This is a genomic window from Pseudomonas paraveronii (assembly GCF_963681955.1).
GTDB lineage: Bacteria > Pseudomonadota > Gammaproteobacteria > Pseudomonadales > Pseudomonadaceae > Aquipseudomonas > Aquipseudomonas paraveronii.
Genome location: NZ_OY817130.1, coordinates 38,406 through 53,187 on the forward strand (window position 1 = coordinate 38,406; position 14,782 = coordinate 53,187).

Here is a 14,782-nt window from a genome sequence, read left to right on the forward strand (position 1 = left end):
CCTTGAGGTCGCCCATTTTTTTGCGGCTTACGGCACCGACATTTCGTTACGGAAGATATTCAGCGGGTCCCAGCGCTGCTTGGTACGCCGCAGGCGGCTTTCGATGATCAGGTCAGGGAAGAAAATGGCGTACCACTGGGGGTTCTTGGCGTTCGCCGGGTTGCCGCCGAGGTGCGTCATGTCGAGGTCGGGGTAATTGATGTAGCAGCCCTCGAACTGTGCGTTGAGCGGCACGCCTTGATCGTTGGCGAAGGCGTTAAAAAACAGCCCCTGAATCCAATCGGCATGCGCCTGGTCGGCGGCGGCGCTGGCATCGCGCCAATAACATTGCGGTTGCCACTTGAGGAAAGAGCCGCGCTGGGCCGCGGACGATTCGCGCCGCACCGCCGGATCTGGCTGGTTGATGCGCCCGCCGAACGACTGGATCTGTATGAGGCTTTGGGTCAACACGTTCGCCGGGTCGGGCCAGGTCAGCGTGGTCCAGATCGCGGATAACACCTGCGGCGTGAAAATGCCTTTCTGATAGGCCGACTTATAGCGCCCGCGCTGGTTGTCGCCGGAGCCGTTGAGGGTTTGCTGGCACGGCAGCCAGTCCAGGCGGCGCACGGCGGCACGCGCCGTGGTCAAGGAGTTGATGACGCGCCCGGCGGGGTTGCTTGGCGGCAGGTGGATCACGTGAAACGGCGTCACCGATTCGCTGGCGGCAATGCCGATGGCGTCCAGCATCGTCGTGACAAAATCGTTGAAGGGCGCCTGATCGTTCAACTCGCCGTCTTTGTCCACGTAATGAATGCCCAGCGTGACGTTGCCGGTGTGCTGGTGGCGCATTTCCAGCTTGGTCGCCAGGCCCCAGGTGTCCGGGTCGGCCTGATGTTGGGCGAACCAGGCTTGATAGGCCTCCAGCAATCGGTCGAGCGCCGGTTTGGTCAGCATCGCCCAGTCCCATTCCAGTACCAGCCAAAGCACCTCCTTGGGGGCGTCCGGCAGGTCCTTGAAGTAATAACTGGTGATGATCCCGAACTGCCCGCCGCCGGCACCGCAGCACGCGGCAAACAGGTTCAGTTCGTCCGGGTCGGTGCTCTCCCGGCAGACATGCAGCGCTGTCAGGCCGTTGCCTTGGGCGTTGGGCACCAGAATATCGACACCGGACAGCCAGTCGCACACCAGGCCGTGTTTGCGCGAGAGCAAGCCGTAGCCGCCACCGCAGATGTGCCCGCCCAGGCCCACCGAATAACACGAACCACCGGGCAGGGTCTTGTTGGCCAACTTGTACAGGGCGACGTAGGCGTCCCAGTTCTGCCCGCCGGCTTCTAGGCGAAAGCGGTAGCGATAGGGCAAGGTCGGCACCAACTGGGAGTGCAATTGGCCGTCGGCGTCGTAGTCCAGTTGCTTCATTTGCCCGATATCCAGAATCGCCAACACCTCATTGGGGTCGTTGGGCATCTTGTTGGCGACGAAACCTTCATAACAGTGGCCGCCGCTACGCACGGCAATCCGGCCATTGGCGACGGCCAGGGCCTGCGCCGCGGCGTCGATGATGTCCTGGGGGCTGTAACAGAGGTAAATCAGGTTGGCGCCGTTGGGCGAGGATTGGCCCTGCACGTTGCCCAAGGGCCAGCGCAGGTTGAAGCCTTTTTGCAAGGTGGCGTGACGGCGGTCCGATGCAGTGATGAGATCAAATGCCATGATGTACTCCAAGGAGCCAAGAATGACTTCTGATGCGGCTAACTTAACGACCGGGAGCGCAAGAAATACCGGGGCTTGCTGAGGTGGTTAGACGGCAATAGGCATGAAGTGTGTTAAGGGGGAACGAACGGTTCGCCCCTTAAGCCTAGCGGAAGAAATCGAGGAACCGCGGCGTCAGTTCAAGACGCCTTCCAGAATTTCATAGACGATGCCCGTGCCCACTGCGATCAACACCACGTCCGGGCCTGAACGGCGCCATTCATAGCCCTCGTAGTACGGCAGGCGCGCCAGGGCGCGGCTATCGAGGCGTTCGCCATAGTAGCCGTGGGGCATCGGTCGGCCACGGACCAGGCGCATATCCGGCGGCGGTGGCGCGCCACGACCGAATTGGCCGTGATTGTCGCGGATGATCTGGCGCACCGGACCGAAGTCCCGGGGTGGGCCGCCGCGACGGTCGTCCTGCGGGCCGCGATGGTCGTCGCCACGTTGTTCGTGCTGGCCTGGTGGGCCGCCACGGTCGTCACGGTCGTCGCCGCGTTGGTCAGGCGGCGCGGCTTGCGCCAGGGCGCTGGCGGCAAGCACCAGCGCGCCACAACCAGCAATCACGGACTTGGGCATTTTCATCGGGAATTCCTCAGGGCACGCATACAAAAAAGGGATTTCGAACACGGTTCGAAATCCCTTGGTCTTGCTGTTTAGGCCACGGTGTTGCGGGTTGATTCCTCTGTATCAGGAACTTTACCTACCGTATACGAGGCGCTTACTTACGTGCGTTACGGACACCTGCCGACAGCGCTGCACACAGGCTCAGCACGCCGTCGATGGCTTGCTGGTCATTGCTGGCGTTGGCGATTTGATCGATCAGCGCCGAACCCACCACCACACCATCGGCCAAGCGTGCGATGGCGGCCGCTTGCTCCGGCGTGCGGATACCAAAACCGATGCTGATCGGCAGGTTGGTATGGCGCCGCAGGCGGGCCACGGCTTCTTCGACGTGTTCCAGGGTGGCGGCACCGGCACCGGTCACACCGGCCACCGACACGTAGTACACAAAGCCCGAGCTGCCGTTGAGCACGGTTGGCAGGCGCACGTCGTCGGTGGTCGGCGTGGTCAGGCGGATAAAGTCGATACCGGCTGCCTGGGCCGGGTCGCACAGCTCGCCGTTATGCTCGGGCGGCAGGTCGACCACGATCAGGCCGTCGACGCCGGCTTGCTTGGCATCGGCAATAAATTGCGGCACGCCGTATTTGTGGATCGGGTTGAAGTAACCCATCAGCACCAGCGGGGTGTCGCTGTTGTCCTTGCGGAACTCGCGCACCATCTGCAGGGTTTTCGCCAGGTTCTGCTTGGCGGTCAGCGCGCGGATGTTGGCCAGTTGAATGGCCGGGCCGTCGGCCATCGGGTCGGTGAAGGGCATGCCCAGCTCGATCACGTCGGCACCGGCAGCGGGCAAGCCCTTGAGGATGGCCAGCGAGGTGTCATAACCGGGGTCGCCGGCGGTGACGAAGGTCACCAGGGCGGCGCGGTTTTGTTCCTTGAGTTGCGCAAAGCGGGTTTGCAGGCGGCTCATTTAGTGTTTCTCCTGCTGGGACTGTTCCATGTGGTGCATCACGGTCTGCATGTCTTTGTCGCCACGGCCGGACAGGTTGACCACCATCAGGTGATCCTTCGGCAGGGTCGGTGCGCGTTTGAACACTTCGGCCAGGGCGTGGGCGCTTTCCAGTGCAGGAATAATCCCTTCCAGGCGGCAGCATTTGTGAAAGGCGTCGAGTGCTTCGTGGTCGGTCACCGAGGTGTACTGGACGCGGCCGATATCGTGCAACCAGGCGTGTTCAGGACCGATGCCGGGGTAGTCGAGGCCGGCGGAAATCGAATGGGCGTCGATGATCTGGCCATCGTCGTCCTGCAGCAGGAAGGTGCGGTTGCCGTGCAGTACGCCCGGTACGCCACCGTTGAGGCTGGCGGCGTGTTTGCCGGTTTCGATGCCAAAGCCCGCGGCTTCGACGCCGATGATCTCGACGCTGCTGTCATCCAGGAACGGATGGAACAGGCCCATGGCGTTGGAACCGCCGCCGATGCACGCCACCAGGCTGTCCGGCAGGCGGCCTTCCTGGGCTTGCAGTTGGGTGCGGGTTTCCTTGCCGATCACGGACTGGAAGTCGCGCACCATCGCAGGATAAGGGTGCGGGCCGGCCACGGTGCCGATCAGGTAGAAGGTGTCGTCGACGTTGGTCACCCAGTCGCGCAGGGCTTCGTTCATCGCGTCTTTGAGGGTGCCGGTGCCGGCAACCACCGGGATCACTTCAGCGCCCAGCAGCTTCATGCGGAACACGTTGGCCTGTTGGCGCTCGATGTCCGTGGTGCCCATGTAGATCACGCATTGCAGGCCGAAACGCGCGGCCACGGTGGCGGTGGCCACACCGTGCATGCCGGCGCCGGTCTCGGCGATGATGCGTTTCTTGCCCATGCGCCGCGCCAGCAGGATCTGGCCGATGCAGTTGTTGATCTTGTGCGCGCCGGTGTGGTTCAGCTCTTCGCGCTTGAGGTAAATCTTGGCGCCGCCGCAGAACTCCGTCAGCCGCTCAGCGAAATACAGCGGGCTTGGTCGCCCGACGTAGTCGCGCTGGAAGTAGGCCAATTCTTCGTTGAACGCAGGATCAATCTTGGCCGCTTCGTATTCGCGGGCCAGTTCGAGGATCAACGGCATCAGGGTTTCAGCGACGTAGCGGCCGCCGAATGCGCCGAACAGGCCGTTGGCGTCAGGGCCGTTGCGTAGATCGGTCTGGGACTGAGTCATGGGACGCTCCAGGAAAAGAATTCGGGTGGGAAGCAATGACGGCCACTCTACCCCTGACGTCCGGTGCTGAAAACCGATAAGATCGCCGTAACCTGTCAGGAAAACTCACAGATGAGCCGAGACCTTCCGCCCCTTAACGCCCTACGCGCATTCGAAGCCACGGCCCGCCTCAACAGCGTGAGCCAGGCTGCTGAACAGTTGCACGTCACCCATGGCGCTGTGAGCCGCCAGCTTAAAGTGCTGGAAGAACATTTGGGTGTCAGCCTGTTCGTCAAGGAAGGACGCGGCCTCAAACTCACAGATGCCGGCGTGCGTCTGCGCGATGCGAGTGCCGAGGCGTTCGAGCGGTTAAGGGATGCGTGCGCAGAAATCACCCAAAGCAGCGCCGATGCACCGTTCGTCCTCGGCTGTTCGGGCAGTTTGCTGGCGCGCTGGTTTATTCCGCGCCTGGGCCGCTTGAATGCCGACCTGCCCGATCTGCGCTTGCACCTGTCGGCGGGCGAAGGTGACCTGGACCCCCGCCGCCCCGGTCTGGACGCGCTGCTGTTGTTCGCCGAACCCCCGTGGCCAGCGGATATGCAGGTGTACGAGCTGGCCAGCGAGCGTATCGGCCCGGTCATGAGCCCGCGTTTCGCCGGTTACGAGCGCCTGCGCGACGCCCCGGCTGCGGCGCTGTGTGGCGAAGCGCTGTTGCACACCACGTCACGCCCGCAGGCCTGGCCCAGTTGGGCGCAGCAACACGGGATCGAGCCCGGTGCGTTGAAACACGGCCAGGGTTTTGAGCATTTGTACTACTTGCTGGAAGCGGCGGTTGCAGGGCTGGGCGTGGCGATCGCGCCGGAGCCGCTGGTGGCGGAGGATGTGCGCGCCGGTCGCCTGGTGGCGCCGTGGGGTTTCACGCAAACCCCGGCGCACCTGGCGTTGTGGCTACCCAAGCGCGCCGCGGATGGGCGCGCTCGGCAACTGGCGCAATGGCTCAAGGCTGAGCTGTTGCGCCAGCCGGTATAGCCGGCAAATCAGTTACCGCGTTTGCACAGCAGGTAAGCCGCCAGCAGGCCCAGTGCGCCAACGGCAACGCCAGCTGTGGTCCATGGGTGCTCTTGTGCGTAGTCCCGGGTCGCCACACCGGTTTCGCGGATTTTGACTTTGCTTTCTTCGTAGGCGTCGCTGATCAGGTGACGGGAATGCTTGAGTGCGTTCTCGGCATTGCTTTTCAGGGCCTTCAGGGTCTTGCGCGACTCATCGGAAGCATCGTCCTTGAGGTCCTCAAGGGACTTGAGCAAGCTCGAAATCTCGGCTTCCATGCTTTCCAGCGACGCTTTGCGTAAAGAAGTGTTGGCCATGTGGACTCTCCTGAAATGATTGAGTGGCGTGTGTAGATACCGACTACGGCCGTTTCAGAAAGTGCAGTAAATCTGAACTTTCGAATAGGAATGGTCGCCAGAAGCAGTATGAACTTTCACTGCTAGGCTTTATTGACGACCCTCAGGAGAAACGCCATGTCTGATCATCACACCTACAAAAAAGTCGAATTGGTGGGCTCGTCCGCCACCAGTATCGAAGAGGCGATCAACAACGCCTTGGCCGAAGCCAGCAAGAGCCTCAAGCACTTGGAGTGGTTCGAGGTGATCGAAACCCGAGGCCATATCAAGGACGGCAAGGCCGCGCACTTCCAGGTTACGTTGAAGGTGGGGTTCCGAATTGCCAGTAGTTGATCGGAGCGGTTGAACTTGCCGGCTGGCCGATTGCCATAACCTGCGCTACAACCAATGGGGGCCGATGCGACCAGTGTCGGCACGCTCGTTTCGATCAGCGCAAGGAAAGTGACGGATGAAGAAGTTCCTGTTAGCGGTAGGTTTATTGAGCATGGCGGGCACCGTGCTGGCGGCGGGCAAGCCGTGTGAAGAGCTGAAAAGCGAAATTGCCGCGAAAATCGACGCCAAGGGCGCTTCGGGTTATTCGCTGGAAGTGGTGGATAAAGGCGTTGCGGCTGACGGCAAGGTCGTTGGCAGTTGCGAAGGCGGCACCAAGGAAATCGTCTACAAGCGCGGTTAATCCCACGTTGCAGACATAAAAAACCGACGCAGGTGCGTCGGTTTTTTTTCGCCTGCGAGGTTTAGCCCTTCATCAACTGCGCGAGCAGTTCGTAGGAATGAATCCGGTCGGCGTGTTCGTACAGATCGCAGGTAAAGATCAGCTCATCGGCGCCGGTCTGTTCGATCAGCACCTCCAGTTTGGCGCGGATCTTCGCCGGGCTGCCGACCATCGCCAGGCCGAGGAAGCTGCCTACCGCGTCTTTTTCATGGGGCAGCCACAGGCCGTCCATGCTGTTCACCGGCGGACGCTGCACCAGGCTCTGCCCGCGCATCAGCGCCAGGATGCGTTGGTAGACGGAAGTGGCCAGGTAATCGGCCTGTTCATCGGTATCCGCCGCGACCAACGGAATGCCGAGCATTACGTAGGGCTTGTCCAGAACGGCCGAAGGCTTGAAGTGATTGCGGTACACGCGAATCGCCTCATGCATCAAGCGCGGTGCGAAATGGGAGGCAAAGGCGTAGGGCAAGCCGCGCTCACCGGCCAGTTGTGCGCTGAACAGGCTGGAACCGAGCAGCCACACCGGGACGTTGGTGCCGGTGCCGGGAACCGCGATCACCCGTTGGTCGGGCGTGCGCGGGCCGAGGTAGGCCATCAGTTCGGCCACGTCGTCGGGGAAGTCGTCCGCGCTGCCGGAGCGCTCACGGCGTAGGGCGCGGGCGGTCATCTGGTCGGAACCGGGCGCACGCCCCAGGCCGAGGTCGATCCGACCGGGGTACAGGCTTTCCAGGGTGCCGAATTGTTCGGCGATCACCAACGGCGCATGGTTGGGCAGCATCACGCCGCCGGAACCGACGCGGATGGTCGAGGTGCCGCCGGCCAGGTAACCGAGCAATACCGAGGTGGCCGAGCTGGCGATGCCATCCATATTGTGGTGTTCAGCTACCCAGAAGCGGTTGTAGCCAAACTTTTCCACATGCTGGGCCAGGTCCAGGGAATTGCGCAGCGACTGTGCGGGACTGCCGTTGGCCCGCACGGGCACCAGGTCGAGGGTCGAGAACTTCACGTCGGACAGCGATTTCATAAGCCTGCTTCTCCAATAAGGGCGCAGGCTTCTTAGACGAACCAAAACCTGCCGCTTCATGTGCATGTTCTATGCAATGAGGGCATATACCCGAGATTCAATAGGTCGTGAGAAATTTCCTACTTTGCTGCTAGGTTTCTCTTACAAGTGAACTTTGGCAAAGCATCTATCCTCAGAACCCTTACTGACGCAAAACCATCGTTTGAGGAGACTGCTATGAGTATCGTAAAAAAAGCATCCGCGCATTGGGAAGGTGATCTGAAGACAGGCGTGGGTTCCATCTCCACGGAAACCGGCGTGCTGCGCGAAGCGCCCTACGGCTTCAAGGCCCGTTTCGAGGGCGGCAAGGGCACCAACCCTGAAGAGTTGATCGGTGCGGCCCACGCTGGCTGTTTCTCCATGGCGTTTTCCATGATTCTCGGCGACGCCGGGCTCGAGGCTGACAGCATCGACACCCAGGCCGAAGTGACCCTGGATCAGGTCGACGGTGGTTTTGCGATCACCGCGGTACACCTGGTGCTCAAGGCCAAGATTCCCGGCGCGAGCCAGGCGCAGTTCGAAGAACTGAGTAAAAAGGCCAAGGAAGGGTGCCCGGTGTCGAAGGTGCTGAACGCGAAAATCAGCCTGGACGCCACGCTCGTCAACTGACGCAGACATTAAGAATGTGGGAGCAGGCCCCCTCCCACATTTAGTTGTGCGTTAAATCAGAACTCGTGTTTCCCTGATGTGGTCCTATAGCCTATGCAGCCTTAGGCGCACACCCGTGCGCATGCATTCAGGGAGCTTCACACATGAAACGTTTTGCTTTGGCGATCATCTGCGGTGTAGTGGCCACATCGGCGGCGGCCGCGACCAAAGACTGCGAAGAACTCAGGAAAGAGATCGAGATCAAAATCCAGGCTAACTCGGTTCCGTCCTACACCCTGGAAATCGTCAGCAAGGAAGAAGCCGACAAGCACGATGTCGCCATGGTCGTAGGCACGTGTGAGAACGGTACCAAGGCAATCATCTACCAGAAGAACAACGACTGATCAGATGCAGTTCACGCTGCGCTCTTGCGCCAATAACTGACGCGCGGCGTTGTACAGCCGGATATTCGGTGTGTAGGCCAACGAGCGCCCCTCCAGGCGATAACGCTGACCTGCCTCGAAGTGGTCGTACTGCAAGGTCATGAAGCAGGTCCGGTCCTGGGTCTGCGACAACCCGCCAAAGCTGCCGCCGGTCGGCACTTCGAAATCAAAGCGCACCATCAGCTCGTGACTGCCCGGCGGGACCTGGAAGAAGCGTCCGTCGTTGAGGTTCTTCCCATCCAGCCGTTGGGCCATCACCAGCTTGGCCCCCGGTGTCGGGGTGGCGAAATCGACCCAGGCCTGTTGCGGGTCCACCGGCGGGATAGGCGGCGAAGCACAGGCGCTGAGCAACAGGGCGGCGATGGGAAGCACTAGCTGGCGCATGGCGGGCACTCAACACAAGGAGAGCTTTGAGTATAAACGCGCTACGCCATGGAAAAACGCCGGGCAGTCACGATAGGCTGGCGAGCCAATTACCCAGGAGCAGTCGCGGCATGGTCAGGCGTTTTCTTCCAGGGTTGTGGGTTGTGCTGCTCAGCGGGTGTTCCAGCGTCAGTTATTACGGCCAATTGGCCAGCGGCCAGTGGCAGTTGCTGCAGGCCCGGGAGCCGGTGGCCAAGGTGATTGCCGACCCCGCGCGACCGCAGCCGTTACGTGATCACTTGGTGCAAGCGCAAAAGGCGCGCACGTTCGCCAGCGAGCAACTGCACTTGCCTGACAACCAGAGTTACCGGCTGTACGCCGATATTGGCCGGCCATATGTGGTCTGGAATGTTTTTGCCACGCAGGAGTTTTCCCTGGCGGCGCAAAATCACTGCTTCCCCATCGCCGGCTGCGTCGCCTATCGCGGTTATTACAGCCAGGGTGCGGCGCGGGGTGAGGCCGCGTTGCTCAAGCAGCAAGGCATGGATGTGTCGATTGGCGGCGTCGAGGCCTATTCCACCTTGGGTTGGTTCAATGACCCGATCATGAGTTCGATGCTGAGCTGGGGTGATGAGCGCCTGGCCACGTTGATTTTTCACGAGCTGGCGCACCAGCGCTTCTACGTGAAGGACGACACCGAGTTCAATGAATCCTTTGCCACCTTCGTCGAGCAGGAAGGCACGCGCCAATGGCGCGTCGCCCGGGGCCTGGCGCCGATCGGCAGCGCGGCGCTGCAGCAGCGTGACCAATTTACCCGGTTGGTCCTCGATACCCGCAAACGTCTGGAAACGCTCTACGCCCAGCCCTTGGCGGCCGATGCGATGCGGCGGGCCAAGGCGGCCGAATTCGAGCGCCTGCGCAGCGAATACCGACAGGTGCGGGACAGTCAGTGGGGCGGCGACAAACGTTATGACGCCTGGGTGAACCAGCCGATGAACAATGCGCGGCTTCTACCGTTCGGGCTGTATGACCAGTGGGTGCCGGCGTTTGCGGCGTTGTTCCGGCAGGAAGGTGGGAATTGGCTGAAGTTCTATGCGGCAGTGGAGCGGATGGGCCAATTGCCGGTGGCACAGCGTAAGGCGGCGTTGAGGCAGTTGGAAGGTGCTGGCCGTTAGAGCCTCATCAGGAGCAAGCCCCCTCCCACATTTTGACCCGTGTACGCAGGCCAAATGTGGGAGGGAGCTTGCTCCCGATAGCGCCCTCAAGGCCGCCGCAAAAACGCCTGATGCAACTCGTCCAACGTCTCGAAATGCCAGGTCGGCGCTTCGGCACTCAGCTCTTCGAAACTGCCAAACCCATACCCGACCGCCGCCGAATCCAGCCCATTGCTGCGCGCCCCGATCAAGTCGTGCTTGCGGTCGCCGATCATCAAGGTAGTGGCAGGGTCCAGGCGTTCTTCGCGCATCAAGTGGGCAATCAGCTCGACCTTGTTGCTGCGTGTGCCGTCCAGTTCGCTGCCGTAGATCACCTTGAAGTGCTTGGCAAAATCGAAATGGCGGGCGATCTCGCGGGCAAATTCCCACGGCTTGGAGGTGGCTACGTACAACTGGCGACCCTGACTGTTGAGGGCTTCGAGCAGCGGCATCACCCCGTCGAACACGCGATTTTCATACAAACCGGTGACCTTGAAGCGTTCACGGTAGAAATTCACCGCTTCCCAGGCCTTGGCTTCGTCGAAGCCGTAGAACTGCATAAAGGCTTGCAGCAACGGCGGGCCGATGAAGTGTTCGAGTTGGGTGATGTCGGGCTCGTCGATACCGAGTTTGCCCAGGGCGTACTGGATCGAGCGGGTGATGCCCTCGCGTGGGTCGGTCAGTGTGCCGTCCAGGTCGAACAGTACGGTTGGATAGTGCAGGGTCATTGATCGAATCCCTCCGCCAGGTGCAGGTCTTTGAGCTTCACGTAGTTCGCGGCGCTGTAGGTGAAAAACGCGCGTTCCTTGTCAGTCAGTTCGCGGATCTGTTTAACCGGGCTGCCGACGTACAAGAAGCCGCTTTGAAGTTTCTTGCCCGGCGGCACCAGGCTGCCGGCGCCGATGATCACGTCGTCTTCGACCACGGCGCCGTCCATCACGATGCTGCCCATGCCGATCAGGATGCGATTGCCCACGGTGCAGCCGTGCAGCATGACTTTGTGGGCGATGGTCACGTCGTCGCCGATCAGCAGTGGGAAACCATCAGGATTGAACGGCCCGGCGTGGGTAATGTGCAGCACGCAGCCGTCTTGCACGCTGGTGCGCGCGCCGATGCGGATGCGGTGCATGTCGCCGCGGATCACGGTCAGCGGCCAAACCGAGCTGTCGTCGCCGATTTCTACATCGCCGATCACCACCGCCGAAATATCGACAAAAGCCCCGGCGCCCAGGGTTGGCGTGTGGTTCTGATAGGTGCGAAGGGTCACGATAGCCTCTCTCTCTTCTGCTGATAGCTGCGGTGGACGTTGATTGTAATTAAGATGGCCCCATCTTTGTTCTTACATGTTTCTTCAGCCAAGGTGCCAACCGTGAGCGCGAACAACCCTCTTCTGCAGCCCTACGACCTGCCGCCGTTCTCGGCGATCCGTGCCGAGCACGTACAGCCGGCCATCGAACAGATCCTCGCCGACAACCGGCTTGCCATCGAAGGCATCCTGCAAAGCCAGGGGAAAAATCCGACATGGGCCGGTCTGGTCCTCGCCATGGATGAACTGAATGATCGTCTGGGCGCCGCCTGGAGCCCGGTCAGCCACCTCAACGCCGTGTGCAACAGCGCCGAATTGCGTGAAGCGTATGAAAGCTGCCTGCCGGCGTTGAGCGCCTACTCCACCGAGATGGGCCAGAACCGCGAACTGTTCCAGGCGTTCGAGGCTTTGGCCAACAGCCCGGAAGCCGCCGGTTTCGACGTGGCGCAAAAAACCATCCTGGAACACTCGCTGCGCGATTTCCGCCTGTCGGGTATCGATCTGCCGCCCGAGCAGCAAAAACGCTACGCCGAAGTGCAAAGCAAACTCTCCGAGCTGGGCAGCAAATTCTCCAACCAACTGTTGGACGCCACCCAGGCCTGGACCAAACACGTTACCGATGAAGCCAGCCTCGCCGGCCTGACCGACTCGGCCAAGGCGCAAATGGCCGCCGCCGCCCAGGCCAAAGGCCTCGACGGTTGGTTGATCAGCCTGGAATTCCCCAGCTACTACGCGGTGATGACCTACGCCCAGGACCGCGCCCTGCGCGAAGAAATCTACGCCGCCTATTGCACCCGTGCGTCGGACCAAGGCCCGAATGCCGGTCAGAACGATAACGGTCCGATCATGGAACAGATCCTCGACCTGCGTCAGGAACTGGCCCGGCTGCTGGGCTATGCGTCCTTCTCCGAATTGAGCCTGGCCACCAAAATGGCCGACTCCAGCGACCAGGTGCTGAGCTTCCTGCGTGATCTGGCCAAGCGCAGCAAGCCGTTTGCCGCCCAGGACCTGCAACAGCTCAAGGCCTACGCCGCCGAACAGGGCTGCGCCGACCTGCAAAGCTGGGACAGCGGTTTCTACGGTGAAAAACTGCGTGAACAGCGCTACAGCGTGTCCCAGGAAGCGCTGCGCGCCTACTTCCCGATCGACAAGGTGCTCGGCGGCCTGTTTGCCATCGTGCAGCGCCTGTACGGCATCGAGATCGCCGAGCAGAAAGGCTTCGACACCTGGCACCCGGACGTGCGCCTGTTCGAAATCAAGGAAAACGGCCAGCACGTCGGCCGCTTCTTCTTCGACCTGTATGCCCGCGCCAACAAGCGTGGCGGCGCCTGGATGGACGGCGCTCGCGACCGTCGCCGCACCTTCGACGGCGTGCTGCAAAGCCCGGTGGCCAACCTGGTGTGCAACTTCACCCCGGCCGACAGTGGCAAGCCTGCCCTGCTGACCCACGACGAAGTGACGACGCTGTTCCACGAATTCGGCCACGGCCTGCATCACCTGCTGACCCGTGTCGAGCATGCCGGCGTGTCCGGCATCAACGGCGTGGCCTGGGATGCGGTGGAGTTGCCGAGCCAGTTCATGGAGAACTGGTGCTGGGAGCCGGAAGGCCTGGCGCTGATCTCCGGCCACTACGAAACCGGCGAGCCGCTGCCCCAGGACCTGCTGGAAAAAATGCTCGCCGCGAAAAACTTCCAGTCCGGCCTGATGATGGTGCGCCAGTTGGAGTTTTCGCTGTTCGACTTTGAACTGCACGCCACCCACGGCGACGGCCGCAGCGTGGCGCAGGTACTCGAAGGCGTGCGCGACGAGGTGTCGGTGATGCGTCCGCCGGCCTACAACCGCTTCCCCAACAGCTTCGCGCATATCTTCGCCGGTGGTTATGCCGCGGGTTATTACAGCTACAAGTGGGCTGAAGTGCTGTCGGCCGATGCCTTCTCCAAGTTCGAAGAAGACGGCGTGCTCAATGCCGAAACCGGACGTGCTTTCCGCGAGGCGATCCTGGCCCGTGGCGGTTCCCAGGCGCCGATGGTGTTGTTTGTCGATTTCCGCGGGCGTGCGCCGTCGATTGACGCACTCTTGCGCCACAGCGGCCTGAGTGAGGACGCAGCAGCATGAGTGACGTGCCAGTGATTACCAAAAAGCAGTTTATTGCCGGGGCCGTTTGCCCGGCGTGCAGCGAGCCGGATAAATTGAAGATGTGGACCGAGGACAACGTGCCGCATCGCGAGTGCGTGGCCTGCGGCTATACCGACACGCTGAATGATCAGGGCTTGTCGGTGCCCAAGGAGCTGGGTACGCGGGTCAATACCTCGGCGCTCAAAGCGCCGGACCCGAAGGTGCAGTCGGTGCAGTTCTTTCCTAACCCGAAGCTGAAGAAAGACTGAGATCCTGTCAGGGCGTAATCAGCGCTCTGGGGTCTTTGGTGGGTTCAACAGGGCTGGTGGTACTGGCCGTGTTGAACCAACTTTTCACTGAGCACAGGGCAAACTCGCTGGTGCTGCAATCGCCATTCGCCAAGGCTGTGCGCAACTTGTCGATATCGGCCTTCATCATGTAGCGAACACCGTCCTTGAGGCCCTTGCTGCTGCCGAAGCTGCCCAAGGTCATTTCGTTCAACGCCTCTTCCTTGCTCCAACCCTGAACCACCACGCGATACATCGCCGCCATCAGGCCAGTGCGGTCTGTGCCGTGTTTGCAGTGCATCAGCACCGCACCGTTGGCTTCGGCCTCGCGAATCGCCCTCAGCGCGGCGAGCACGTCAGCGTCATCGACATGGTTGGTGCGATAAACCAACTGGACCTGTCGGATATCAGGAGTTTTCAGCCAATCGCTATCGGACTCCGGCAGAAAGTTGATTACGGTGCCGATCTTGAGTTTTTCCAGCAGAGGTACCGCGTTGCTGTCTGGCAGCGCGCTGCGGTAGAGCGTGGGCGTCATCTGGTGCAGGTTGTATTGATTGCCAACCGGCTGCGCCCATTCGGGAGAGCGAAGGGATGCGGTGTCGTCCGCCCAGGTGTGTGCGCTGGTGAACAGTGCCAGGAACGCGAGGCCGAGGGCCGGTAGCCATTGATGCTTGAACATGCGCGACGTAACCGATAGAGGGTTGGCGGGTGAGGCCAAGCGTCGACTAAGCGGGGTCAAGGGGGTGTGAGCGGTCCGTCAAAGAATCGTGAATCCTTCTCGACGCCGCAGGTTTTGCACTGAATCGATTCTCTCGATGCTTGGCTTGCTATTGATTGCCGCTGCGTT

18 protein-coding genes are annotated in these 14,782 nt (G+C 61.3%); 8 read left to right on the forward strand and 10 right to left on the reverse strand.

The genetic code is table 11. From position 1 onward, the window contains the following. Positions 1–27: 27 nt before the first annotated feature. The 4 genes from U5A08_RS00175 to trpB all read right to left on the reverse strand — a co-directional run bounded on the left by U5A08_RS00175 (position 28) and on the right by trpB (position 4,483). Entirely contained in the window at positions 28–1,686 is a 1,659-nt protein-coding gene (locus tag U5A08_RS00175; protein WP_253400258.1) for a BBE domain-containing protein, read from the reverse strand. 174 nt (positions 1,687–1,860) lie between these two features. After that, entirely contained in the window at positions 1,861–2,310 is a 450-nt protein-coding gene (locus U5A08_RS00180) for an anti-virulence regulator CigR family protein (RefSeq protein ID WP_321849718.1), read from the reverse strand. A gap of 136 nt (positions 2,311–2,446) precedes the next feature. Further along, on the reverse strand, positions 2,447–3,256 hold the full coding sequence (gene trpA / locus U5A08_RS00185; protein ID WP_321849719.1) for a tryptophan synthase subunit alpha: 810 nt from the start codon (positions 3,254–3,256) through the stop codon (positions 2,447–2,449). After that, positions 3,257–4,483 carry a tryptophan synthase subunit beta gene (gene trpB, locus U5A08_RS00190; protein WP_253400261.1) on the reverse strand — a complete coding sequence of 409 codons (1,227 nt, stop codon included), beginning with the start codon at positions 4,481–4,483 and terminating at the stop codon, positions 3,257–3,259. A 111-nt stretch (positions 4,484–4,594) separates the two neighbouring features. Here trpB and U5A08_RS00195 point away from each other — a divergent pair, with 111 nt between their 5' ends. Then, a complete protein-coding gene (locus U5A08_RS00195; RefSeq protein ID WP_253400262.1) occupies positions 4,595–5,491 on the forward strand; it encodes a LysR family transcriptional regulator in 897 nt (298 codons plus the stop codon). Positions 5,492–5,499: 8 nt separating this feature from the next. Here the strand turns inward: U5A08_RS00195 and U5A08_RS00200 are convergent, their stop codons facing one another. Beyond that, the gene (locus U5A08_RS00200) at positions 5,500–5,826 is read right to left on the reverse strand and encodes an ElaB/YgaM/YqjD family protein (protein WP_247408555.1); all 327 of its coding nucleotides are present in this window, start codon (positions 5,824–5,826) and stop codon (positions 5,500–5,502) included. Between the two features lie 156 nt (positions 5,827–5,982). On the opposite strand from U5A08_RS00200, the gene U5A08_RS00205 reads away from it, so the two are divergent. Both U5A08_RS00205 and U5A08_RS00210 read left to right on the forward strand, forming a co-directional pair. Continuing rightward, a complete protein-coding gene (locus tag U5A08_RS00205) occupies positions 5,983–6,198 on the forward strand; it encodes a dodecin (RefSeq protein WP_253400263.1) in 216 nt (71 codons plus the stop codon). A gap of 115 nt (positions 6,199–6,313) precedes the next feature. Further along, positions 6,314–6,538: a DUF1161 domain-containing protein gene (locus U5A08_RS00210; protein ID WP_321849722.1), complete on the forward strand. Its 225-nt coding sequence runs from the start codon at positions 6,314–6,316 to the stop codon at positions 6,536–6,538. Positions 6,539–6,599: 61 nt separating this feature from the next. Here the strand turns inward: U5A08_RS00210 and U5A08_RS00215 are convergent, their stop codons facing one another. Continuing rightward, positions 6,600–7,601, reverse strand: a complete 1,002-nt coding sequence (locus tag U5A08_RS00215) for an LLM class flavin-dependent oxidoreductase (protein WP_253400265.1) — start codon at positions 7,599–7,601, stop codon at positions 6,600–6,602. A gap of 216 nt (positions 7,602–7,817) precedes the next feature. Between U5A08_RS00215 and U5A08_RS00220 the strand changes: the two genes are divergently transcribed. After that, complete coding sequence (locus U5A08_RS00220) at positions 7,818–8,249, forward strand: OsmC family protein (RefSeq protein ID WP_253400266.1); 432 nt, start codon at positions 7,818–7,820, stop codon at positions 8,247–8,249. A 143-nt stretch (positions 8,250–8,392) separates the two neighbouring features. Further along, on the forward strand, positions 8,393–8,632 hold the full coding sequence (locus tag U5A08_RS00225; RefSeq protein ID WP_253400267.1) for a DUF1161 domain-containing protein: 240 nt from the start codon (positions 8,393–8,395) through the stop codon (positions 8,630–8,632). On the opposite strand, the gene U5A08_RS00230 is transcribed toward U5A08_RS00225, so the two are convergent. After that, a complete protein-coding gene (locus U5A08_RS00230; RefSeq protein ID WP_253400268.1) occupies positions 8,633–9,055 on the reverse strand; it encodes a PA0061/PA0062 family lipoprotein in 423 nt (140 codons plus the stop codon). 110 nt (positions 9,056–9,165) lie between these two features. Here U5A08_RS00230 and U5A08_RS00235 point away from each other — a divergent pair, with 110 nt between their 5' ends. After that, complete coding sequence (locus U5A08_RS00235; RefSeq protein ID WP_321849724.1) at positions 9,166–10,209, forward strand: aminopeptidase; 1,044 nt, start codon at positions 9,166–9,168, stop codon at positions 10,207–10,209. A gap of 86 nt (positions 10,210–10,295) precedes the next feature. Here U5A08_RS00235 and U5A08_RS00240 read toward each other — a convergent pair whose 3' ends face one another. Next, positions 10,296–10,955 (reverse strand): HAD family hydrolase, encoded by a 660-nt coding sequence (locus tag U5A08_RS00240; protein WP_321849725.1) that lies wholly within the window; start codon positions 10,953–10,955, stop codon positions 10,296–10,298. Beyond that, positions 10,952–11,494 carry a gamma carbonic anhydrase family protein gene (locus U5A08_RS00245; protein WP_321849726.1) on the reverse strand — a complete coding sequence of 181 codons (543 nt, stop codon included), beginning with the start codon at positions 11,492–11,494 and terminating at the stop codon, positions 10,952–10,954. Before U5A08_RS00245 ends, U5A08_RS00240 begins: the two co-directional genes overlap by 4 nt. 54 nt (positions 11,495–11,548) lie before the next feature. On the opposite strand from U5A08_RS00245, the gene prlC reads away from it, so the two are divergent. Together prlC and U5A08_RS00255 are read left to right on the forward strand one after the other, a co-directional pair. Next, positions 11,549–13,648, forward strand: a complete 2,100-nt coding sequence (gene prlC, locus U5A08_RS00250; RefSeq protein ID WP_253400272.1) for an oligopeptidase A — start codon at positions 11,549–11,551, stop codon at positions 13,646–13,648. Then, the gene (locus U5A08_RS00255; protein ID WP_247400240.1) at positions 13,645–13,917 is read left to right on the forward strand and encodes a YheV family putative zinc ribbon protein; all 273 of its coding nucleotides are present in this window, start codon (positions 13,645–13,647) and stop codon (positions 13,915–13,917) included. Before prlC ends, U5A08_RS00255 begins: the two co-directional genes overlap by 4 nt. Before the next feature lie 7 nt (positions 13,918–13,924). Here the strand turns inward: U5A08_RS00255 and U5A08_RS00260 are convergent, their stop codons facing one another. After that, positions 13,925–14,614 carry a phosphatase domain-containing protein gene (locus U5A08_RS00260; protein ID WP_321849730.1) on the reverse strand — a complete coding sequence of 230 codons (690 nt, stop codon included), beginning with the start codon at positions 14,612–14,614 and terminating at the stop codon, positions 13,925–13,927. Positions 14,615–14,782: the final 168 nt, after the last annotated feature.

What these genes read in the sequence shown, in the direction of transcription:
- U5A08_RS00175 (WP_253400258.1), bottom strand. Translation starts at nt 1,686, where the DNA reads ATGGCATTTGATCTCATCACTGCATCGGACCGCCGTCACGCCACCTTG.
- U5A08_RS00180 (WP_321849718.1), bottom strand. Translation starts at nt 2,310, where the DNA reads ATGAAAATGCCCAAGTCCGTGATTGCTGGTTGTGGCGCGCTGGTGCTT.
- trpA (WP_321849719.1), bottom strand. Translation starts at nt 3,256, where the DNA reads ATGAGCCGCCTGCAAACCCGCTTTGCGCAACTCAAGGAACAAAACCGC.
- trpB (WP_253400261.1), bottom strand. Translation starts at nt 4,483, where the DNA reads ATGACTCAGTCCCAGACCGATCTACGCAACGGCCCTGACGCCAACGGC.
- U5A08_RS00195 (WP_253400262.1), top strand. Translation starts at nt 4,595, where the DNA reads ATGAGCCGAGACCTTCCGCCCCTTAACGCCCTACGCGCATTCGAAGCC.
- U5A08_RS00200 (WP_247408555.1), bottom strand. Translation starts at nt 5,826, where the DNA reads ATGGCCAACACTTCTTTACGCAAAGCGTCGCTGGAAAGCATGGAAGCC.
- U5A08_RS00205 (WP_253400263.1), top strand. Translation starts at nt 5,983, where the DNA reads ATGTCTGATCATCACACCTACAAAAAAGTCGAATTGGTGGGCTCGTCC.
- U5A08_RS00210 (WP_321849722.1), top strand. Translation starts at nt 6,314, where the DNA reads ATGAAGAAGTTCCTGTTAGCGGTAGGTTTATTGAGCATGGCGGGCACC.
- U5A08_RS00215 (WP_253400265.1), bottom strand. Translation starts at nt 7,601, where the DNA reads ATGAAATCGCTGTCCGACGTGAAGTTCTCGACCCTCGACCTGGTGCCC.
- U5A08_RS00220 (WP_253400266.1), top strand. Translation starts at nt 7,818, where the DNA reads ATGAGTATCGTAAAAAAAGCATCCGCGCATTGGGAAGGTGATCTGAAG.
- U5A08_RS00225 (WP_253400267.1), top strand. Translation starts at nt 8,393, where the DNA reads ATGAAACGTTTTGCTTTGGCGATCATCTGCGGTGTAGTGGCCACATCG.
- U5A08_RS00230 (WP_253400268.1), bottom strand. Translation starts at nt 9,055, where the DNA reads ATGCGCCAGCTAGTGCTTCCCATCGCCGCCCTGTTGCTCAGCGCCTGT.
- U5A08_RS00235 (WP_321849724.1), top strand. Translation starts at nt 9,166, where the DNA reads ATGGTCAGGCGTTTTCTTCCAGGGTTGTGGGTTGTGCTGCTCAGCGGG.
- U5A08_RS00240 (WP_321849725.1), bottom strand. Translation starts at nt 10,955, where the DNA reads ATGACCCTGCACTATCCAACCGTACTGTTCGACCTGGACGGCACACTG.
- prlC (WP_253400272.1), top strand. Translation starts at nt 11,549, where the DNA reads ATGGCCCCATCTTTGTTCTTACATGTTTCTTCAGCCAAGGTGCCAACC.
- U5A08_RS00255 (WP_247400240.1), top strand. Translation starts at nt 13,645, where the DNA reads ATGAGTGACGTGCCAGTGATTACCAAAAAGCAGTTTATTGCCGGGGCC.
- U5A08_RS00260 (WP_321849730.1), bottom strand. Translation starts at nt 14,614, where the DNA reads ATGTTCAAGCATCAATGGCTACCGGCCCTCGGCCTCGCGTTCCTGGCA.